The following is a 20,653-nucleotide window of genomic DNA, read 5'->3' as shown; positions in this document are numbered from 1 at the left end:
GTGCAGCGCGCGTGCCAGCACAGCGCGATGACCTCGGTCAGATCGTGCGCGGCGGTCTGCCTGCCGTTCGCGTCGAACAGGCAGAGCTCCACGCGCTCCGCGATCTCCGAGTACAGCGAGAAGTTCGTGCCCTTGCCATCGAACGTGGCCCCGAGCGGGTAGGGCTCACCCGGCAACGGCACCGCCACCGGCGGTTTGCTCACACTGGAATCCCGCTTCATCGTGCCCTCGCGATCCGGCCCGGCAACCGGGCGTGACGTCGGACGCACGGAATCGCGGACCAGCAGGCAGCGGTGCACCGCCCACGCGATCCCGGACGCAAACCCAGAGTTCACTCCCGATCAGCATAGGCCGTCGAACGGGGGAATGCGCAATGGAACGCCCGCTCCCACCCGCACGAAAGGCTCGGGGGGGGGGGGACGCCCGAGCACGGAGAACCACGCCCTGCCAAGCGATCCGTACCACCACCATCCGGATCAGCCCCCCAACCCCGCGTAGGGCGGAAGAGCGCAGAGACCGTGAAAGAATGGGCACCGATGCTAGGGAGCAGGCGTGAAACGCACTGGGACGAACGAAGCCGCGCGTTGACGGCACGAGCCGCCAACGGTCCCGGCCATGGGCCACGAGTGATCGTGACCCCAGAACGGCTGGCAGAGGCGCTCGAGAAGCCCGTACCAAGCCGCAAGAAAGCCGCGCGCAACGCCCCGCGCTTGGCAGTAGGCGATGAAGGCCGCAACCCCCAGGATGCTGAGTACGCGGCGGAAGTTGTAGCTGTGCACGATCATCGCCATCTCACCGCGCACCTTGTCAAACCCCCGCACCAGGAAGTGGTCCCAGCCCAGCCAGCGTTTCAGGGTACCGAACGGGTGTTCGCAGAGCGCCGCGCGCTGGCGCATCACCTGCGGTGCCGCCTGCATCCGTTCTCGATGCCGCTCCACCGCCTCGGTGTGCTCGGAGCGGAGAATCTCCCGACGCTTGCCGGCCGGCGGCAGGCACTGCGCCTTCAGAGGACAGGACTGGCAGACCGAAGCGCGGCTACGGTAGCGCCGGTAGTCCACGCCGTTACGGATGTCCGGTTGGCCATACGGGTGCAGGGCTTCCCCACCCGGACAGCGGTACCGGTCCTGTTCGGCATCGTAGACAAACTCCCGGGCGCTCAGACGGCCGGCCCGCTCGGCCGCACCGGTCTTCTCGGGAACCGGCACATACGGCACGATGCCCCGCGATGCGCAGGCCGCGATGTCGGACTCGGTGAAATAACCGGCATCGGCCAGCACCTCGAGCGGCTGTGCGGCCTCCGTGGTCTGCCCATCGATCAGCATCTGCCGGGCCTGTTCCGCCATCGGCACCAGTTGGCCTAGGTCGTTCCCGGCGTTGGTGACCTCGTGGGTCAGGATCAGGTGGTGCTGGTCATCGACCACGCTCTGCACGTTGTAGCCGGTCACTTTCTGCCCGTTCTTGCTCAGACGCCGGGCGTCCGGATCGGTCTGCGAGATCTGGGTCTCGCCGGTCCGGGCCAACTCCTCGAGTTGCTCCCGTCGGTGCTGCGCGCGCGCCTGCAGATCCGCAAGCTACTGCGCGCTGACCGTCGCCGCTTCGGTCGCCGCTGCGTCGGCGTCCCCTCGCTCCAGCGTTGCCAGGTAGCCCTCGATGTCCTGTTCCAGTGCGGCCAGCTCCGCTGCCAACTGCTTCTTGGTCTTGACACTGGCGGCACTCGCATTGCCGTGGAAGAAGCTTCCGTCCACCCCCACCCGGGTCCCGCCGACCAGCCCCAGTTCCCGGCACAGCAGCACAAACTCCCGGTTCGCCGCCTTCAGTGCCGCAGCGTTGTTCTTACGAAAATCAGCAATCGTGTGATAGTTCGGGCGCAGCCCGTTCAGCAACCACATCACCTCGAGGTTGCGGCGGCACTCCGCCTCCAGACGCCGGCTGGAATGCACCCGCTCCTGATAGCCATAGAGATACAACTTCAGCAGATCGCCGGGCGCGTACGCCGGTTGCCCTACGGTGCGCTCACCCCCGGCATGCCGAAAGCCCAACCGTTCCAGGTCCAGCATCTCCACGTAGGCCGCGATCGCCCGCACCGGATGGTTCGCCGCCACGTAGTCGTCCACACACGCCGGCAGCAGCAGCGGCTGCTCTCCCGACGGCCCTTCCTTGTACCGCCGCGACCGGGGCAACGGCGGGCGCGGCTCCGGACCGGCCGCCGCCGGGGGTCCACCGTCCTCCGGGGACGGCCACAGGGTCAACGCTTCCGGTGGTGCAGCCTCGGACTCACTCAGCATCGGCTTTCCTCCATCGCCACAGCGCGTGAGGGGCATCACAGCGTGCGCCGATTCTACCAAGCCGCCGCACCCGAACCGAGACTCGGGGCGAATACTTTCACAGTCTCGCAGCGTCATCCGCCAAGCAGCGCCAGGAAGAACCGAACCCCTCCGCGCGACCCCGGGCGCTGCAGCGGCGGATGACGGCCTGCGGCCTCTTCCGCCCTACCGTGCATCCGCGCACAGGGCGAGCTTCGCCGTGGCCGTCAATACAGCACCACGGTCGGATCCAGGCTGCGCCACAAGTACCACGTGGCAACCGTGCGCCACGGCGCATGCCGCTCGCCGTGGCGCCGCAGGGTCCGGGGCGTGGGGCGTTCATTGTCGAGGTAATGCAGCGCGACCGCCTTCTGCAGGCCGATGTCGTCGACCGGCCAGACGTCGGGCCGCAGCAGGTTGAAGATCAGGAACATCTCCGCGGTCCAGCGGCCGATCCCACGCACATCGACGAGCTCGGCGATCACCGCCTCGTCGGTCATGCTCTCCCAACGGGCCGGCTGAATGCGGCCATCGACGAAGTGGCCAGCCAGATCCCGCAGATACTCGGCCTTGCGCCGCGACAGGCCGCAGGCCGCCAGCGACTCCAGCTCCAGTACCACGATCTGCTCCGGCCGGACCGAGCCCACAAACGCCGCGAACCGCTGCCAGACGCTGTCGGCGGCCTTCACCGAAATCTGCTGCCCGACGATCGCGCGCGCCAGCGTCTGAAACGGGTCGCCACGGGTCGTCAGCACCGCGTCGGGATAGCGCGCGATCAGCGCGGCCATTACCGGGTCAGTCCCGGCAAGATCCGCGCAGGCGCGCTCCCAGTACTCGGGTATCGGCATCGTGCACCATCGGTCAACGGTACGAATCGGGGATGGCGCGGCCCGGAGCCTTCAACCCGCGGCAGCCGCGGGCCGTGACCCGGCCTGCGCGACAGAGGCCAGCTTCCTGCCAAAGCACCATTGCCCCGTCGCACTCTCCACCGGTTCGGTACCGGAACGCAAATGGCGGTACCGACGCTGCTCAATGCCCAGCGCCTCAAAGCCAATCCTGGCGGCGGAACGACCCGTGTGTACCCCGCGATCGTTGACCGGAGGGGGTCCGTGTTTGCAACCCTTGGAAAGCCGGACTAAATTCCAAAAAATGTCCCCCGCTCAAGGATGAGACCATCGCATGCCCAGGCCCGCTCGTCCGCCTCGAAACGCTCTCCACACGAACGGCGGTAGCGTGAACCGCGGTGCATCCTGGGTTTCATCCGCCTGCATCCAACGGACTCAGCACCCCGCGCCCGCCACGATTGAGCACGTGCGTGTAGATCTGCGTAGTCGAAACGTCTTTGTGCCCCAACAGCTCCTGCACGGTGCGTATGTCGTAGCCCGCCTCGAGCAGATGGGTCGCAAAGGAATGCCGCAACGTGTGGCTGCTGGCCGGCTTCAGAATTCCGCTCGCGCGCACGGCCGAGCGGATGGCACGTTGTATCGCAGATTCGTGCAAATGGTGCCTTCGCCTGACCCCCGTTCGCGGGTCGACTCCAGGCTGCGCTGCCGGAAACAGGAATTGCCAGGCCAGTTCGTGCCCAGCGTTCGGGTATTTTCGTTCCAGCGCATGTGGCAGCCACACGGGCGCGAGGCGTTCGGAGCGGTCGGCCGAATGCAGCAGCCGAACACGCCCTTGCTGCACCCGCAGCGGCTCGATCAGCGATGCAGGCAGGAGAGTGCGCCGGTCCTTTGCTCCCTTCCCCTCGCGCACCGTGATCTCGCGCCGTTCCAGGTCCACGTCCTTGACCCGCAGACGCAAAGCCTCCATCAGCCGCAGCCCCCGACCCGTACATCAGGCTCGCCAAGAGCCAGTGGACACCATCAAGGCGCGCCAGGAGCGCACGCACTTCCTCGCGGGTGAGCACGACCGGCACCCGTGGCGGCTTTTTCGCGCGTGTTACGCCGTCGAGCCAGGGGAGGTCCGTTCCGAGTACCTCACGATACAGGAACAGGATCGCCGCCAGCGCCTGATTCTGTGTGGAAGGAGCCACGTTCTCATGTACCGCAAGGTGACTGAGGAACGCCTCCACCTCCGGAGCGCCCATCTCGCGCGGATGCCGCTTCCCGTGAAACACGATGAACCGGCGAATCCAATGAACGTACACCTGCTCGGTGCGCAGGCTGTAATGCTTGACACGGCAGCGCTCGCGAACCTGATCGAGCAGCCGCGGTGGACGGGGCGTTTCCATGGCCACGTTTCCTCCCTGAGTTACCGCCACGTATCCTGGGGCCAGGCCCCGAAAAACAGGACCCTACCCTGCGTGTGCCGGGATTATATGGCATTATCGGCGCATTGCAATCCGCCGATTTCGCCGCCGAATTGTAGTTATGTTTCAAAACGAGTGAGTCATGTTTGAAATTCTTGGATCAGTAGACTTTTGGAAGTTTGCTGCCCCTCTTTTTGGGGCAATTATCGCTTGGTTCGTTAACGAATGGCGTAAACGAGTTTGGGAGCAATATCAAAGGAAAGAGGAAAGTTACAGAGAATTACTGCGTTGCCTTAAAGGCTTTTATGTCGGGGCAAACAACGCAAATGAACTAAAATCGGAATTTCTTACCCAGCTAAATCGGTGTTGGTTATATTGTCCGGACGATGTCATTTTAAAAGGGTATGAGTTTTTAAATACAGTTTATGCATCTAACCCGTCAACGGATGAGGTGAAAGAAAAGGCAATGGGCGATTTTGTTGCATCAATTAGAAATGATCTCTTATCGAGGAAACTGGTAACAAATACCGATTTGTGCGGGAAAGACTTTAAGCACTTGAATGCAAATTAAACAAAAACATAACACGTCGCTCAAAGGGACACTCCGCTTCGCTGCGCGCCCCTTAGCTTGGCGTTAGGCGACACACAGGGCATCAGACAGCACTGGGGTTTTAGAGATTGCTAGCCTATTTCACTATTGAAGAGATTGCAGGGAAATCAGGTCTAAGCAAAGACCAGATTCTCCGGCTGGGCATGTCCGGAACGATTGTTTTTTCTGTTCTGGAGCATGCGCCGAGGAATTACGAGGAAACCTCTGAGTTCGTAACAGAAGACGGGGGTAAGGGCGTTCGGACGCGGACTAACGAGGCAATGGTATTAGTTGGTGGAGATGGGCCGGCGCTGAAACTCAAATATATTGGGCCTGAAGACGTCATAAATATCGTAACCAACGAGGCCCCAAACAGAAAGACCCTAGTCAGAGCTTTGTACGAGACTAGAGATCTTGACCCCAAGAAAGGAAAGTGGCTATTAAACTGTCCTTGGCGCGTCAGTATTGGCGACCTACTTATATCCAAGGATGAATGGGAATATTTTTCAAAAGGCGTTGGAAAAAAGATAAAGCATTACTTGCCATTAGCAAAACCCGAGAAAGTGACGATCCCCTGGCTTGTCAAGAACCTTTCTGTCGGGGGGTGGTTGGCAGCTGGTAGTATTGCAGTCTCGCTATTCGGCAGTGGCGTTTATCTTGCAGGCACACAATTCTATCAAGCACTAGCCGACAGTTTCAGTCCCGCGGAAGTCCAAAAGGTCGCGCCTAACCAACTGATCAAGCCGACGCCGAATGCAGCCGCGCAAGATTCCAGAGACGGTGGCGGCGCGGCTTATCGATGACGTTATACGATAAGGAGATTTCATGCCAAGACTTGAAGGAAAAACTGTTTTAATTACAGGGGCAGCAAGAGGGATCGGCCAGGCTACAGCCGAGCTTTTTGTTGAAGAAGGGGCGTCTGTTGTTATATCTGACATTAACGATGAATCTGGAAAGGAGATAGCCTCCAGGCTTGGCGATCATGCCAACTATCAGCATCTGGATGTATCCAGCGAATCAGACTGGGAGCGAGTTGGCGAATATATAAGCAAACAATTCGGTCGATTGGATGTGCTTGTAAACAACGCCGGGATAACTGGGTTTTTTGAATCGGAAGGGCCGCATGATCCGGAGAACTTGGATCTTGATAGTTGGCATATGGTGCATCAAACGAATTCAGATGGCGTTGCGCTTGGATGCAAATATGCTATCAGACTAATGAAAACATCGAAGTCCGCAAGCATAGTGAATATCTCATCACGATCTGGCATTGTCGGCATTCCTGGCGCAGCAGGGTATGCTGCCAGTAAAGCGGCGGTGCGAAACCATACAAAAACAGTCGCCTTGTATTGTGCGCAGCAGAAGTATCCAATACGGTGTAATTCTATTCATCCTGGTGCCATTTTGACTCCTATGTGGGATGCAATGTTGGGGGAAGGTGAATCGCGTATAAAAGCCATTGAAGCGGTAGCTGCTGATGTCCCGCTGGGAGTAATGGGTGAGTCACGAGATGTTGCATACGCTGCTCTGTATTTGGCCTCTGATGAGTCAAAGTATGTAACGGGGATTGAGTTGAATGTTGACGGTGGCATATTGGCAGGCAGTGCTGCTGCCCCGTCTCAGAGTTAGCGTATAACCATGCGCTGCACCGGATAAGCCGGTGAGCGCGGCGTTAGCTGACTATGAACTGACGTTGCGATAGGGGAAAAACCAGTGGTATCTTGTACCCTCATAGGGTTCTTGAAAAATGATTCAGTTGAGCGGTGAGAAGTATTTATTGCCATCGCCTTATCTAAGGGCGTGGATTGACTTCTATGTACAGAGTCACGGTGCAGCATCTGATGTACCAGTGGTCACTCACTTGCCCTCTTCAGCGACGGCCACGCTGACCCTCGTGTTGAGTGGGAAGGCGAGCCTGCTGGATGCCGAATCCGGCCGGATTGTGCCGCTTCCGCAGCTCTTTGTTTCGGGGTCGCAGAGAAGTTCAGCGACAATGGTGGCCGAGGGGCAGTTTCGCTGCCTGGTCGTGGTTTTTGCGCCCGGTTGTTGGGACATCCTGTTTGATGCCGCACCCGAGAACTTAGCCGATCGGCGACAGGAGGTCTCTGGACTTGGTTGCCGTTGGCTGCACGCCGTCGTTGATGAGATGGCTACTGCGGCGCCGCAGATGATGATGCAGCGACTTGAAGAGGGTCTACGTGGTTGGATTCGACAAGCCGCGTCGCGTCGAGGTCGCTTCGGTGAAAGTGATACCCGTTGGATGCGCGATGCTCTGCTGCATACTGCCCCTGGGGAAATGGCACAGAACTACGGTCTGTCACTGCGCCAAATCGAGCGACGCTTCCTGCAGCAGTTTGGTCTGTCCCCCAAGGCGTATCAGCGGCTGGCGCGCATGGCACTGCTGCTTGCCCGTCATGGGCAGGCTCCAGCTTCAACACCGCTGGCCGTGCTGGCTGCTGAATTAGGTTACGCCGATCAGGCCCATCTGAGTCGTGATCACAAACAGTTAATCGGAGTGCCGCCAGCCAGACTGGGGCGACTCGTTGAAGAGGACCCGGAGTATTGGGTCTATCGTATTCTACCTGGGGCGCTGGCCACCGGCTCCGGTATGTCGCGTTTCTTCAAGCCCTGACAGGCGAAAACGCATACGGTATCAGTACTTACTCAATTGGCAGGAGAGTCTCATGCTGATGCCTACCAGTCGCCAGTTGTTGGCACAGCTGCATTCAGGTCAGCTGGATTTTACCGAGGTTGCCGAGCGATACCTGCAGCACATTGAGCGGTATAATCCCACCGTCAATGCGGTCGTCACCCTGAACCGAGCGGGCGCACTGCAGCAGGCGCAGGCGTTGCAGCAGTTGCGGGAGCAGGGGAGACTGCCACCCCTTGCGGGCCTGCCGCTTACCATCAAGGATGCCTTCGCCACGGCCGGGCTGCGCACTACCAGCAGCCATCCACCGTTGGCTGATTACGTGCCGGTGCGGGATGCCACCCTGGTGGCGCGCCTGCGCGAAGCCGGCGGCCTTCTGCTGGGTAAGACCAATCTGCCCCGGCTGGCCGGTACTCCCCACTGCGACAGTCCGCTGTTCGGCCGCACCAATAACCCCTGGGATCCGAGCCGCACGCCGGGCGGTAGCTCCGCCGGCAGTGCGGCCGCAGTGGCGATGGGGTTCTCCTGCCTGGATCTGGGGAGCGATATCGGCGGCTCGATTCGAATTCCGGCCGCCTTCTGCGGCGTGGCCGGATTCAAGGCCACCGAGAACCGGCTGCCGCGCACCGGGCACATTCCCCACCTGCCCGATGGCGAGCGCAGTGTGCGCCACTGCCTCTCATTTGGGTTGCTCGCGCGGGATGTGGATAGCCTACAACTGGGTTTCAAGCACCTAGATGGGCCGGATGGTGAGGATACCGAGGTGCCAACACTGCCCCAGATGTCGACGGTCTTGCGGAAACGCCCGCTACGGATCGCCTGGTGGGATGACTTTGCAGGTCTGCCGATGTGCCGACGCACCACAGACGTGCTGGCGCGAACCGTCGAGGTGTTGAAGGCGCGCGGGGTGGAGGTGGAGCGCCGCAAACCGGAGGGGTTCGACTTTGACCGTGCTTGGTACGCGTACGGTATCGTCGCGGGGAGTGAAGTCGGGCTGGGGATGCCCGGGATTGAGCGAAGGGGCCTGACGCTGGCCGGACGATTGTTGCCGCCCTCGCAGCGACTCGCCGGCTACTTCATCAAAGGGCTACGCTTCAGCCTGCGGCGCTACAATGATGCCCTGAATCTGCGTGAGCGGTTGATCATCGAACTGGAGATGTTTCTGGATCACTGGGATGCCTGGCTATGCCCCGTGGCTCCCACCGTGGCCCACCCTCACGTACCCGGGAAGGGCCTCAACCCGTTGCCGGCCATCCGCTTTGATGAGCACCGCTTGCCCTGGCTGGAGGCCATGGTAAGCATGACCACACCCTTCTCCCTGACCGGGAGTCCGGTTGTGGTGTTGCCTGCGGGTATAGAACAAGGGCTGCCGGTCGGTCTTCAGTTTATCGGGAAGCGCTGGCAGGATGAGCGGTTACTGTCCATCTGCCGGGAAATCGAGGCGATTACCGGGCGCTATGTTCCACCTCCTGGGGTGATATCGCAGGACGAGAGCCGCAGTGGCGAAAATTTTGCAGTTAGAGGAACCGTCAAATGATAGAAGCAGTATCAATTAAGAACATCGAAGAAGCGCTCCCTCTGATTAGAAAATATCAGGAGTTCTATAAGGTTCAAGAGATTGATGATGAAAAGAATAGGGAGTTCTTCTCGCAGTTCAGCGAAAATGGAAATAACGGCTCCCTTTTCTTGTTCAGGAGCAGTTCCGGAGACGCCGTGGCATTCGCGACTGTATATTTTACGTATGTATCCAGCATTCCGGCACGTGTCGGTGTTATGAGTGACCTTTATACATTGCCAGCCCATAGAGGAAAGGGGATAGGTAAGTGTCTGATCAATCATTGCTTGGAGTTTGCCCTGGAACATGGCGCAGCCAGACTTCAATGGCTTACAGCCCAGGACAATCATTCGGCTCAAAAGCTTTATGACTCCCTTGGTGCAAAGAAAAGCGCATGGTATGTCTACACATGTGGCGCATAGTCAAGTAAAGCAATTTGCCCTGTGGGGCTGGGTGCGATCCGCCTATTTTTCTTACATCTTTCATCAAGGAGGGCGCAGTGCTCAAATCAGTAGTACAAGAAGAAACTACCGGATGTGGAATCGCAGCGGCAGCCAACATTCTGGGTAAGACGTATTCAGAGATGAAGGCTGTAGCCAATGCTATGGGTATTCATGCTTCGGACAAGGTGCTTTGGTCTGAAACCGAATATGTCCGACGCATGTTGCTAAGTGCAGGAGTTGATACCGCTGATGAAGAAACCCCATTTGAATCCTGGGACGCGCTGCCTGACCTGGCGTTACTCTCGATCAAACATCACCAGGAAGAAGGAAAATACTTTTGGCACTGGGTTGTTTTCAAGCGCGTATATGGCCAGCCTTTTGTGCTGGATTCGGCTGGTTACCTGCCATCGAATATCAGACAAGATTTTGATGCCATGCAGCCCAAGTGGTTTATTGAAGTCAAATATGCGCAATAAGCCCATTAAACCGGGTATCCAAAAGCTGCTCTCCTTCAGCGCTTTGCTTCAGGCTTCCGGTTGAGGGTCGCGTTCGCCAGAAAAGGAATCAGAATGGAACTTGTTTTATCGCTGGGGATGGTTGGTCTTGCAACGGCTGTCATTCTCAATCTTGGTGGTGTCGCGGCAAGGTCGACGTTTTCAGTAAGCGAATTGCAGTATGTCAACATTCAGCTAAAATTTCAGGCACTGTTGTTTGTCGTGGCGTTATTGGTTTTGCTCGTCCTTCTGCTGATTAACAAGGAAAACCTGTCCATTTTTCTTGCTCCTGGCGAAGTCACTGCTGCGACAAGAGGTGTTTCATTGCTTGGGATTGGCGAGGGCACATCTTGGTTGGTGTTAGGAGTTCTTTTTTTATTTGTAATCACGCTTGGCACGACAGTATTTGTTTATCTACAATTCAGAACTTCAGGGGGGTCTTGGAAACAGCTATTCCGCTATCTTCCTTGGGTGCTGCTGTTTTCTCTGACCAATTCCTTCTCTGAAGAAGTGGTTTATAGGCTGGGAGTCATTGTGCCGCTGTATGGCAGAATTGAACCCGGATATATCATGCTGATTTCGGCGATAGCCTTTGGCGCTCCTCACCTGCGCGGCATGCCAAATGGCTTGATTGGTGCCATCATGGCAGGTTTTCTGGGGTGGCTCCTTGCTAAGTCTGTTATTGAAACGCACGGTATCTTTTGGGCGTGGTTTATTCACTTCGTCCAGGATGTCGTTATCTTTTCAGCATTTGTGATGGCGGCGGCTAACAAGGCGCTCCAGCCGACGACGGACCGCGATGCGGCTCCTCTCGGCTGAGCGCTGTCGTTGAACTAAGCCGCTTCGCGGCAGCCCGTTTCGCCGGGCGCTGAGGCAACACCGATCGTCAACACTCCTTGGTGACCCCTGTGGGTCGCAATGACAAGGAGAGGACGATGACACCGTTACGGCAGCAGATGGTCGATGCCATGCGGCAGCGTGGTTTTGCCGAGCGCACGCAACGCAGTTACCTGTGGGCAGTACGGGACCTGGCTCGATTCCACCGACGTTCTCCGGCGGAACTGGGCGTTCCTGAGCTTGAGCAGTATTTCCGGCACCTGGCGCTGGAACGGGAGCTGTCCGGGGCGAGTTGCCGTTTGCACCGGAACGGGATCCGCTTTTTGTACCTGAAGGTGTTGCAGTGGCCGGCCTTTGACGTGCCCTTTGTGGTACCCAAGCGTGCGCAGAGGATTCCGGAGTTGCTGACCCGGGCTGAAGTGACGCGGCTCCTGGACGCGTGCCCGAACCCCAAGCACCGGATGTTGCTGAAGATCCGTTACGCCTGTGGCCTGCGGGTCAGCGAGGTGGTGGCGTTGCGGGTGCGCGACATCGACGGCGAGCGCGGTCTGCTACGGGTCGAGCAGGGCAAGGGGGCGAAGGACCGGCTGGTGCCGGTGTCGCCGACGCTGTTGACGGAGTTGCGGCGGTACTGGGTGCTGTTCCGGCGTAAGCGTCCTGCGAAATACGTTCTTCCGCCGCCCCGGCGGCCTCCGGATGATAGCCGCCAGTCCAGGATAACCGGAGGGCGGGATCATGTGGGGCGTGCGGCGCAGTCGGCAGGAGTGGGAGCGGCTGGTGCGGGGCTGGGAGCGCAGCGGTCTGTCGCAGCAGGCGTACTGTGAGCGGCGCGGGATTTCGGTGGCCAGCCTGCAGCGCTGGCGGCGACTGCTGGCGCCGGAGCCCCGGACCGAGTCGCCGGTGGCGGCCCCGGTGCCGGAGTTCGTGCCGGTCACCCTGGTCGATGACGCGCCCGGGACGCGGGCTGCCGATCTGACGCTGGTGCTGGCCGGTGGTCTGCGTCTGGAGATCGGGCCGGGGTGTTCGGCCGAGACGCTGCAGCGGGTGCTGGGTGTGCTGCGGGAGCGCGCATGATCGCCTTGGACGCGCACACCAAGGTGTATCTGGCGCGCGGCCACACCGACATGCGCTGCCAGATCGACGGTCTCGCGGCGCGGGTCGAGGACGTGCTGCAGGCGGATCCGTTTTCCTCGCACCTGTTCGTGTTCTGCAACCGGGCGCGGGACAAGATCAAGGTGCTGGTGTGGTACCGGAACGGCTTCTGGCTGTGGTACCGGCGCCTGGAGAAGCAGCGCTTCTGGTGGCCGGCGGGCACCGAGCAGAGTTCGGTTGAACTGTCGGTGCGCGAACTGCAGTGGTTGCTGGAGGGCCTGGATCCGACCGCCGTGCAGGGCCATCTCAAGGCGTCTTTTTCTCTGCTTTAGTCGCTGATTCTGCAGCGTTATTGGCTGGGTTTTGGTAAACTTCCGGGTATGCCCGAAGCCGCTCAGAAGCTCCCCAAGGACCCCGCGGAGCTGCACGCGATCATCGCCCGGATGGCGGCCGAGAAGGTCGCGCGGGAACAGCGCTTCGAGGCCGAGTTGCAGGCACGCGATGCAGAACTTCGGGTGCGGAACGAGACCATCGATAAGCTCGACCGCAAGATCGAGCTCCTCCTGGAGCGCCTGGATCTGCTGCGCCACCAGCGCTTCGGACCGAAGGCGGATCGCGTCGCGCGGGAGCAGCTCGCGCTCTTTGACGAAGCCGAGCTGAACGTCCTGATCGAGGAACTGGACGCCCAGATCGCCGAAGCCAAGGCGCCGCCACGCTCGGAACGTACCGAACCCAAGAAGCAGACCCCGAAGCGCAAGCCGCTGCCGGCGCACCTGCCGCGGGTGGAGCGCATCCTGGACCTGTCCGAGGCGGAACAGGCGGCGCTCGCCGAGACCCACGTGCGGATCGGCTTCGACGAGTCCGAGCAGCTGGGGGTGCTGCCCAAGCAGTACTACGTGATCAAGATCGGTGTTTGTCAACGTAGTTGTCCGCTTTTTCATGCCGCCTGAGCGACCATCAGGGCTGGCGTTTGGGCATGTTCCTTCGGTGGGTTGAGCCAGACGTGATCGATCGGTGTCCAGTTGCGCGTGTGCCGCGACCAGCGTGTCGGGTTGGCGCGTTGGGCGTCTTGGTACACCCGGTGCCGGTGCGCCAGGATCGCGATGTCCTCCCCGCGATGACGCTGGCCGGGGGTGACGAAGCGGATCTTGCTGTGGCGATGTTCCTCGTTGTACCAGTGGACGAAGCGCGCGACCCAAGCGCGGGCGTCGGCGAGGCTGGCAAACGGCTGAGGCGGAAAGGCCGGCGTGTATTTCAAGGTCCGGAACAGGCTTTCCGCGTAGGGGTTGTCGTCGCTCACCGAGGGGCGACTGAAGGACGGGACGACACCCAGGCGCTGCAAGGTGCTGAGCATGGTGGCACCCTTCATGGGGCTGCCATTATCCGAGTGCAGCACCAGGCCCGGGCGATGGACGCCCTCGGCGAGACAGGCGCGTTCGATCAGGCGACTGGCGTGTTCGGCGCTTTCCTCGGTGTGCACCTCCCAGCCGACGACCTTGCGGCTGAAGACGTCCTCGATCAGGTACAGGCGGTAGAACTGCCCCCGGATCGAAGAGGCCAGGAAGGTGATGTCCCACGCCCAGCAAACATTGGGCGCAGTCGCGCAGACCCCCTCCGGTTTGGGCACCTGCCGTGGGGCCGCCGCCCGGCCCCGGCGCTGTACCTGGTCATGGGCCCGCAGCACGCGGTAGAAGCTCGCCTCGGACGCGATGTACACGCCCTGGTCGGCCAGGCGCGGCACGATCTGGGTCGGTGGCAGGCTACGGTACTCCGGCGCGTTACAGACCGTCAGGATCGTCTCCTGCTCTTCGGCACTCAGGCGGTTGGCCGGCACCCGCGGGGTGCAGGTGCGCCGGTCCACCAGCCCGGTGTCGCTGCCGGCGAGGGCGCGCCAGCGGCGCAGCGTGCGCGGCGTCAGGCCGAGGACCGCACAGGCCGGGGTGAGCCGGGCACCGGCGGCGACCGCCTCGTCGATCAGGTCCAGCGCCAAGGCACGGGTCTCGGGCGTGATCATGCGTCCTCGTCGTCCCCCCAGATCGCCTGGGCTTTTTTTTCAACACCAGCAAGGCGGCTGCCTCGGCCAGGGCTTTCTCTTTCCGGCGCAGCTCGCGCTCCAGGTCGCGCACGCGCTTCTTCTCCTGCTGCCAGGCGGCACGCTCGTCCCGGGTCAGCCGCTGGGGATCGGCGCTGCCGGCCATGGCCGCTTCCTTCCAGCGCTCGATCTGCTCGGGATACAGACCCTTGCACCGGCAGTACTCCGAGAGCGCCTGCTCATTCAGCGCGGCGGTTTCGATCACCACCGCGAGCTTGTCCCGGCCACTCCAGGATTCCGGGTTCGCCGGATCCGCCGGCACCGCATGCCCCCGGTCCTGGAACTCCCGGCGCCAGGCATACAGGGTGGGTTCCGACACCCCCGTCTCCCGGTGCACGTCGGCCACCGCCCGGGCATTGGGCGGCATCATCTTCTCGACCACCTTGGCTTTGAACTCTTCGCTGTACCGTGGCATTCCATCCGCTCTCTCCGCCCCCTCGAGGGTTAAGTTTACTGCGTCCAATCCAGCGGACTTCTATGCTGACAGAGGGGGAGATCAAGCGCGCCAAGTACGCGCCGATCCACGCCGACGTACCCGGCGCCGAGGCGGGGCTGCGGATCGCACCCCGCCCGGCGCAGATCCTGCCGAAAGCCATCGCGCACAGTTCGCTGCTCGCGGAGGTGGTTACGGGCAAGTTCGTCGATGGCCTGCCGCTGTACCGCCAGGAGAAGGTCTTCGCCCGCGAGGGCATCGAGCTCTCCCGCCAGACCCTGTCCGGCTGGATCGTACAACTGGCCACCCCGCTCGCCCCGGTGCTGGCCGCTTTGAAGCAGCACCTGACCCAAGGCCCGGTGCTGCAGATCGACGAGACCCCGGTGCAGGTGCTCGATGAACCGGGCCGGGCCAACACCACCAAGTCCTATATGTGGGTCTACCGCGGTGGGCCGTCTGGAAGACCAGTGATCTGGTTCCAGTACGCCCCGAGCCGCAGCGGCGAGGTGCCGATCGACTTCCTGTTCCCGGAAGGAGACGGCCGGCCTCCGGAACTCCGGTTCTATCTGCAGACGGATGGCTATGCGGGCTATCACGCGCTGGCAGAGAAAGAGGGCATCCGGGGCCACATGGGGTGCTGGGCCCACGTCCGGCGCAAGGCCGTCGAGGCGGCCAACAGTCGAACCAAGACCGGGGCCGCGCATGCCTTCGTGGCCTTGATCGGCAAGCTCTACGAGGTCGAGCGCCGGATCCGCGGCACGGCCCCGGAACACCGCCACGCGGTGCGGCGGGAACAGTCGCAGCCGATCCTGGATGAGATCCAGGCCTGGCTCGACGACAAGGCGCAGAAGGTGCTGCCCAAGGGCCTGCTGGGCGAGGCGATCCAGTATGCCCGCAGGCAGTGGCCGATCCTGATCACGTTCCTGCAGGACGGTCACCTCGAGATCGACAACAATCTGGCCGAGAACGCGATCCGGCCATTCGCCCTGGGGCGCAAGGCGTGGCTGTTCAGCGGCAGCCCGCGCGGTGCCGAGGCCAGTGCGATGCTCTACACCCTGGTGGAGACGGCGAAGGCCAACGGCCTGGAGCCGCGCGCCTACCTGCATTACCTGTTCGAGACCCTGCCGGCGGTGACCACCCCGGGCGGCATCGCGGCCCTGCTGCCGCATCGGCTCACGCCCGAGGATCTGAAAATCCCGGCGCCGGAACTGTAAGCGGAGAACCCGGGGTTCCCCGGACGCTTACGTTCCGGCCGACCGAGTGGCTGTTCCCGGCGGGGCGGGACCGGTGTACACCGCTGAGCATCAGCAGTGCCCAGCGCGTGTTCAGTCGGGCCAAGGCGACGGCGGGCATCGCCAAGATCGGTGGCATTCATGGGCTGCGCCACGCCTATGCCACGCATCAGCTCGAGGCGGGGTTGCTGGTGCATCGCCTGCAGCGGGTTCTTGGCCATGGGCACCTGCAGTCGACCCTGCGCTATCTGCACTGGGTGCCCGAACGTCGCCCGGAGGCGGGCGGACCCGTGGATCTGGTGGCGGGATTGGCGGTGCGTCATGGCTGAACCGGCGACGCTGCAACAGGCTCTTTACCGGTTCCTGCACGAAGAGACGCTGGACGGCCACCGGCGCCGAGTGTGCCAGCACCTGAAGGCCTGCCGCACCGAGGCGCTGGGCGGGATGCAGGTGCAGTGCGAGGCCTGCGGCTGGGAGCAGCCGTGGTATCACGGCTGCCGGGACCGGCACTGCCCGCAGTGCCAGACCCGCGCGACCCGGCTCTGGGCCGAGCGCCAGCAGGAGGCGCTGCTGCCGGTGCGCTACTTCCATCTGGTGTTCACCCTGCCGCATGCCCTGAACGGCTGGGTGCAGTTGCACCCGGAGGTGCTCTACCGGCGGTTGTTCCAGGTGACCTGGGACACGCTGCGCCGCTTCGGCCAGGACCCCCGCCGCCTCGGTGGCGAACTGGGCATGACCGCGGTGCTGCACACCTGGGGCCAGAACCTGAGCCAGCACGTGCACCTGCACTGCCTGATCCCCGGCGGGGCCCTCCTGGCCGACGGCCACTGGAAGCCGAGCCGGGGCCAGACCCTGTTCCCGGTCCGGGCCTTGTCCCGGCGCTTTCGCGGGGCGATGGTCGCGGCCCTGCGCCGGGCTGCCGACGACGGGGTATTGCACCGGGTCACACGGCCGGGCGAGATCGACGCGGTACTCGACCGGCTGATGGCCACCGAGTGGGTGGTCTACGCCAAGGACTGTCTCGATCACACCCCCACGGTGGTCGACTACCTGGCGCGTTACACCCACCGGAACGCGATCCGCAACGCGCGCATTCTGGACATCGACGCGAGGAAGGTCGCCTTCCGCTACACCGACTACCGCGATCACCACCGACCCAAGGTGATGCGTCTCGAAGGCGAGGAGTTCGTGCGCCGCTTTCTGCTGCACATCCTGCCCAAAGGACTCATGCGCGTGCGGCACTACGGGTTCCTGGCCAACCGCTGCCGGCGGACCAAGCTTCCGCGCATCCGCAGCGCGTTGAACGCACCGCGACCCGACACGAGGGATGCCTCGGAAGGCCGGTCTGAGCCCGCGACCTACCCCTGTCCCCGATGCCGGGTCGGTCGGGTGTGCGTGCTCACGGTACTGCGTCCGCGACCGAACCGAACCGACATCCCGGAGCACCGACGATGACCTCGGCCTGACGAGTAAGAACCGCCGGCTCCCTTGCGTCGCTCCTTGGAAAAGGGCCGGCGCTGGCCCGTCTGTGCATGCGACTGGATCTCAGCAGAAAACGGGGCTACCGTACAAGAAATCGGAGCCTCCAGGGAGCCCGACCATGATCACAAACGGACGCAAGGATTGCCCCGAGGCTCGATCCCGGGTTCCTTCGACCCGCCATCCCGGCGTACGCTGAATACAATCCCCTTACATGAACGTGTGTGCTAATTCATGGGCGGCCCAGTCCAACAGACGTTTATCCGCCATGCTGCGCACGCCGGATAAACGCTAATCTGTTTTACGGGCCGATGACGACGTGGCACCGCTACGCCCTGGAAGAAAGGAGAAGATATGCCGACCATTGATGTTAACGGCGTGCAGCTATTCTATGAGCTTCACGGGACGGGTGACACACCTCTCGTCTTCGTGCACGGGTCTTGGGCGTCGCACAACACCTGGGACTTGGTTGTTCCAAGTTTGGCAGAGTCGTTCCAAGTGCTTGTCTACGACCGACGTGGTCACAGCCAAAGTCAGCGTCTAACCGCGCAAGGAAGCGTCCGGGAAGATGTCGCCGACCTTGCAGCGCTGATCGAGAACCTGGGGCTAGCCCCAGCGTGGGTGGCCGGAAACTCCTTTGGCGCGTCAATTACACTCCGGATGGCCAGCGAGCGTCCCGAACTCTTGAGGGGCCTTATCGCTCACGAGCCGCCGCTATTCTCGTTGCTCGCAGACGATCCGGCCATGGCGCCGATGCTCAAGGAAGTCGAACAAAAGTTCGGTGCGGTTTCCGAACGAATTGCTTCCGGCGATCATGCCGGTGCCGCGGAGCAGTTCGTCGAGACGGTGGCGCTCGGCCCCAACACTTGGGCACAACTCCCGTCTGATTTCCAGCAGACATTGATCGGAAATGCGCCTACCTTCCTGGACGAGGTCAACGATCCCGAGCAACTTGCCTTTAATCTCGCATGGATTAAGGGATTCTCTCCACCCTCACTACTCACGACTGGCGACCAAAGTCCGCCGACATTCCCTCCGGTAGTTGCACAGCTTGCTAGCGTGCTGCCCAACGTGGAGAGCATCGTGCTCCCTGGCGCTGGTCACCTGCCACACGCCACCCACCCGGATGCCTACGTCGAGGCAATCAGGACGTTCGTTCGCAAAAATTCCCGATGATCGTCAAATCCGCGAGGACACATCGTGGGCGACGAGAGAAACCGTATAACCACTCGCTGCATACGACCGCTCACTACGCGCGGCGGGTGAGCCGAGGCGTTAGTGCCAGCACGAAAACCCTGCCAATTTTAAAATTGCTGCACCGCCGCAAATCCCCGAGCGGCCGGAATGCTCAGGAATCGCCAGGCTGAGGTTTGTGTTGTGCACCTGGATGATAATCGCTCGCAACGGGGGCGATTCGCGGGCACAGGAAGCCTTGGGTGTGGCCAGCCCTGTGCGATGTTCGGCGTCGCTCAAGCCGCTTTGCGGTAGGGACCACGTCGTCGTTTCTCCGCGTCCCGCTCCTGGCGGCGCAAGATGGCACCGAGGTGCTGGATGTTCCGGGCCAGCACCGCCAGGCCCACGTACCGACGAAAGCCGTCGATGCCGTGATCCCGGCAGCGGTCCAGGCCGTGCACCTCCAGCGCGTTGATCGCCGACTCGACCGCGGCATGCTGCCGGCGCAAGGTCGCGAACTCGGGATCCCGCTCCCGTTCCGCTTCCTCCTGGGTGCGCCGCCCCTTCTTCGGCAACACCACGGTCCCGACGATCTGGCGCAGCTCGGTCTGGTTGCTCGGGCTGTGGAACCCCTTGTCCATGCTCACCGCGCGCACCAGCGGGAAGCGGTCCCGGGTCTCCTGGACCATGGGTACCGCAACCGCATCGTCGGTGCAGCGTTCCATCACCCGGTGGTGCAGGATGAACCCGTCGGGGGCGGCCATCACGCATACGCGCAGGCCCAGCTCCACCGGGACCCCCGCCTTGCCCTTGCTGATCCACTCCGTGTGCGGCTCGAACAGGGAAAACACCTTCTCGTCATGCGGGATGCGTTCGCCCTCCAGGATGCGCCGGCGGATCTGGTCGATCTGGCGCCGGGCATGGTCGCGGAATACCGCGATCTCCTGCAGCAGCGCGGCATTCACGGGCTCGTTCGCCGCGACCCCTGCACCGGTCATGGCTGAACGCTGGAGATGTTGCTCCGCCGCCGCCAGGTAGTCCCGGCAGGCCTGGGCGATCGCCTCGGTCCGCGCCTGCTGCCGCTCCGGATCCTGCGAGGTCGAATGCCGCAGGCGCGTCAGCCGGCGGTAGGCGCGCTTGAACTGCCGTTGGTGCGCCACTCGGTGCGATCGTTCGCCGCCGCCAGCTCGGCACTCAACCCAATCACCTTGCGGATCGCGTCCAGCAGCAGGTTGGTGTCGGTCGGGTAGTGAACATCGGTCTCCACCACGAACGAGTCACAGCGGCCGACGAGACCGTCCGCCAGGCTTTTTTTAGCGCCCGGTGCCCGGCCCGCACCACCACCTGGTTGATCCGGTCCAGCACCTCGGGCGTGAACCGGCTCAGGTTGTCGCGCACCGTCTGCAAGCCGTAGGAGGTGTCGTCGTCCCAGCCACTGTGGCCGAGAAATTGCCGGATCGTCTTGTGCTCATTCGCCAACTCCCGGATCCGGTCGTAATCGGCATTCAAGCCCAGGCGCAACACCCCGAGCACCAGCAGGTTCCACTGCGACATCCCCGGCCGACCGTTCTCGACATCGACCTTCTCGGGGCCCGTCTCGGTGCTGCGCTCGGGTACCAGTTCCTCCAGGATGGCAAAGACCTCCGCACGCACCTCCGGGGTCGTGTAGAGGTGCTGCAGTCCGCGCAGGATCTGGGGAATGTCATCGCGGGATCGGGGATCCAGTTCAATTCCGCCGATCGGGAGTTCTCCCAACTGCATTTGCGGTTCGATCACCTTGCGCATCGTGATTTCATCCGGGGAAGATCGTGTTGGAAACCGGAGCGTGAACAGGCCACCGCCCCCCGTCGTTACGACCCGGCGCACCGGGACCCATTGCCGATCAGCATGTTACCGTGCCCACACTGAAGCGCAAGGCGCTGCCTCCGGCTCCCGCTTCGCGCTGCCAAAATCGTCCATCCAATTGGTTTTGCAGATTTTATTGGCATTTCGTGCAGGCACTATACTCCGCATTAACCCGTCCGAAACGG

21 protein-coding genes and 3 pseudogenes are annotated in these 20,653 nt (G+C 62.1%); 16 read left to right on the top strand and 8 right to left on the bottom strand.

Translation table 11 applies throughout. From position 1 onward, the window contains the following. Nucleotides 1-11: 11 nt before the first annotated feature. The 6 genes and pseudogenes from THITH_RS19735 to THITH_RS19785 all read right to left on the bottom strand — a co-directional run. Nucleotides 12-221: pseudogene (locus THITH_RS19735) on the bottom strand (glycoside hydrolase family 13 domain protein); the annotation flags it as partial. A gap of 318 nt (nt 222-539) precedes the next feature. Beyond that, complete coding sequence (locus THITH_RS19300) at nt 540-1,520, bottom strand: transposase (protein WP_006748060.1); 981 nt, start codon at nt 1,518-1,520, stop codon at nt 540-542. Between the two features lie 51 nt (nt 1,521-1,571). Further along, the gene (locus THITH_RS19295) at nt 1,572-2,285 is read right to left on the bottom strand and encodes a transposase (RefSeq protein WP_006748061.1); all 714 of its coding nucleotides are present in this window, start codon (nt 2,283-2,285) and stop codon (nt 1,572-1,574) included. A 245-nt stretch (nt 2,286-2,530) separates the two neighbouring features. Continuing rightward, nucleotides 2,531-3,151, bottom strand: a complete 621-nt coding sequence (locus tag THITH_RS10875) for a DNA-3-methyladenine glycosylase family protein (RefSeq protein WP_006748062.1) — start codon at nt 3,149-3,151, stop codon at nt 2,531-2,533. A gap of 409 nt (nt 3,152-3,560) precedes the next feature. Continuing rightward, nucleotides 3,561-4,085: a tyrosine-type recombinase/integrase gene (locus tag THITH_RS19790; protein WP_456300606.1), complete on the bottom strand. Its 525-nt coding sequence runs from the start codon at nt 4,083-4,085 to the stop codon at nt 3,561-3,563. Between the two features lie 235 nt (nt 4,086-4,320). After that, nucleotides 4,321-4,536 (bottom strand): annotated as a pseudogene (locus THITH_RS19785) (phage integrase N-terminal SAM-like domain-containing protein); the annotation flags it as partial. Between the two features lie 160 nt (nt 4,537-4,696). Here THITH_RS19785 and THITH_RS18565 point away from each other — a divergent pair. From THITH_RS18565 to THITH_RS10840, 12 genes are all read left to right on the top strand, one after another. Then, nucleotides 4,697-5,125 (top strand): hypothetical protein, encoded by a 429-nt coding sequence (locus THITH_RS18565; protein WP_156925521.1) that lies wholly within the window; start codon nt 4,697-4,699, stop codon nt 5,123-5,125. A gap of 107 nt (nt 5,126-5,232) precedes the next feature. Beyond that, nucleotides 5,233-5,946 (top strand): hypothetical protein, encoded by a 714-nt coding sequence (locus tag THITH_RS18560; RefSeq protein ID WP_156925520.1) that lies wholly within the window; start codon nt 5,233-5,235, stop codon nt 5,944-5,946. A gap of 22 nt (nt 5,947-5,968) precedes the next feature. After that, the gene (locus THITH_RS18015; protein ID WP_006748064.1) at nt 5,969-6,772 is read left to right on the top strand and encodes a glucose 1-dehydrogenase; all 804 of its coding nucleotides are present in this window, start codon (nt 5,969-5,971) and stop codon (nt 6,770-6,772) included. A gap of 118 nt (nt 6,773-6,890) precedes the next feature. Then, on the top strand, nt 6,891-7,775 hold the full coding sequence (locus THITH_RS18010) for a helix-turn-helix transcriptional regulator (protein ID WP_006748065.1): 885 nt from the start codon (nt 6,891-6,893) through the stop codon (nt 7,773-7,775). 52 nt (nt 7,776-7,827) lie between these two features. Further along, a complete protein-coding gene (locus THITH_RS10865) occupies nt 7,828-9,330 on the top strand; it encodes an amidase (RefSeq protein ID WP_006748066.1) in 1,503 nt (500 codons plus the stop codon). After that, nucleotides 9,327-9,770, top strand: coding sequence for a GNAT family N-acetyltransferase (locus THITH_RS18005; protein WP_006748067.1), 444 nt, complete (start codon nt 9,327-9,329; stop codon nt 9,768-9,770). Before THITH_RS10865 ends, THITH_RS18005 begins: the two co-directional genes overlap by 4 nt. 77 nt (nt 9,771-9,847) lie before the next feature. Continuing rightward, entirely contained in the window at nt 9,848-10,267 is a 420-nt protein-coding gene (locus THITH_RS18000) for a hypothetical protein (protein WP_006748068.1), read from the top strand. A gap of 93 nt (nt 10,268-10,360) precedes the next feature. After that, nucleotides 10,361-11,104, top strand: coding sequence for a CPBP family intramembrane glutamic endopeptidase (locus THITH_RS17995; RefSeq protein ID WP_006748069.1), 744 nt, complete (start codon nt 10,361-10,363; stop codon nt 11,102-11,104). Between the two features lie 116 nt (nt 11,105-11,220). Further along, nucleotides 11,221-11,946: a tyrosine-type recombinase/integrase gene (locus THITH_RS10855; protein WP_006748070.1), complete on the top strand. Its 726-nt coding sequence runs from the start codon at nt 11,221-11,223 to the stop codon at nt 11,944-11,946. Further along, complete coding sequence (gene tnpA, locus THITH_RS10850; RefSeq protein WP_006748071.1) at nt 11,900-12,196, top strand: IS66 family insertion sequence element accessory protein TnpA; 297 nt, start codon at nt 11,900-11,902, stop codon at nt 12,194-12,196. Before THITH_RS10855 ends, tnpA begins: the two co-directional genes overlap by 47 nt. After that, nucleotides 12,193-12,546, top strand: coding sequence for an IS66 family insertion sequence element accessory protein TnpB (gene tnpB, locus THITH_RS10845; RefSeq protein ID WP_006746000.1), 354 nt, complete (start codon nt 12,193-12,195; stop codon nt 12,544-12,546). Before tnpA ends, tnpB begins: the two co-directional genes overlap by 4 nt. Before the next feature lie 48 nt (nt 12,547-12,594). Next, nucleotides 12,595-13,164, top strand: a complete 570-nt coding sequence (locus THITH_RS10840; RefSeq protein ID WP_006748072.1) for an IS66 family transposase — start codon at nt 12,595-12,597, stop codon at nt 13,162-13,164. Here THITH_RS10840 and THITH_RS10835 read toward each other — a convergent pair. After that, nucleotides 13,152-14,721, bottom strand: a protein-coding gene (locus tag THITH_RS10835) for an IS3 family transposase (protein WP_408645253.1) whose coding sequence is annotated in 2 segments (ribosomal slippage) — nt 13,152-14,259 and nt 14,258-14,721 — 1,572 coding nt in all. Because the reading frame shifts where the segments join, the coding sequence is not laid out codon by codon here. The genes THITH_RS10840 and THITH_RS10835 overlap by 13 nt on opposite strands. A gap of 62 nt (nt 14,722-14,783) precedes the next feature. On the opposite strand from THITH_RS10835, the gene tnpC reads away from it, so the two are divergent. From tnpC to THITH_RS10815, 4 genes are all read left to right on the top strand, one after another. Then, complete coding sequence (tnpC, locus tag THITH_RS10830; RefSeq protein WP_006748073.1) at nt 14,784-15,953, top strand: IS66 family transposase; 1,170 nt, start codon at nt 14,784-14,786, stop codon at nt 15,951-15,953. Nucleotides 15,954-16,003: 50 nt separating this feature from the next. Beyond that, nucleotides 16,004-16,300: a tyrosine-type recombinase/integrase gene (locus THITH_RS10825; protein WP_232222301.1), complete on the top strand. Its 297-nt coding sequence runs from the start codon at nt 16,004-16,006 to the stop codon at nt 16,298-16,300. Beyond that, nucleotides 16,293-17,426: an IS91 family transposase gene (locus THITH_RS10820; RefSeq protein ID WP_006748075.1), complete on the top strand. Its 1,134-nt coding sequence runs from the start codon at nt 16,293-16,295 to the stop codon at nt 17,424-17,426. The genes THITH_RS10825 and THITH_RS10820 overlap by 8 nt, the downstream gene beginning before the upstream one ends. Before the next feature lie 378 nt (nt 17,427-17,804). Further along, on the top strand, nt 17,805-18,626 hold the full coding sequence (locus tag THITH_RS10815) for an alpha/beta fold hydrolase (protein ID WP_006748076.1): 822 nt from the start codon (nt 17,805-17,807) through the stop codon (nt 18,624-18,626). Between the two features lie 293 nt (nt 18,627-18,919). On the opposite strand, the pseudogene THITH_RS10810 reads toward THITH_RS10815, so the two are convergent. Next, a pseudogene (locus THITH_RS10810) lies at nt 18,920-20,408 on the bottom strand (ISNCY family transposase). Nucleotides 20,409-20,653: the final 245 nt, after the last annotated feature.

Origin of the sequence: Thioalkalivibrio paradoxus ARh 1, assembly GCF_000227685.2 — a bacterium.
Classification (GTDB): Bacteria; Pseudomonadota; Gammaproteobacteria; order Ectothiorhodospirales; family Ectothiorhodospiraceae; genus Thioalkalivibrio; species Thioalkalivibrio paradoxus.
This window is presented reverse-complemented; position numbering and strand designations above follow the sequence as displayed.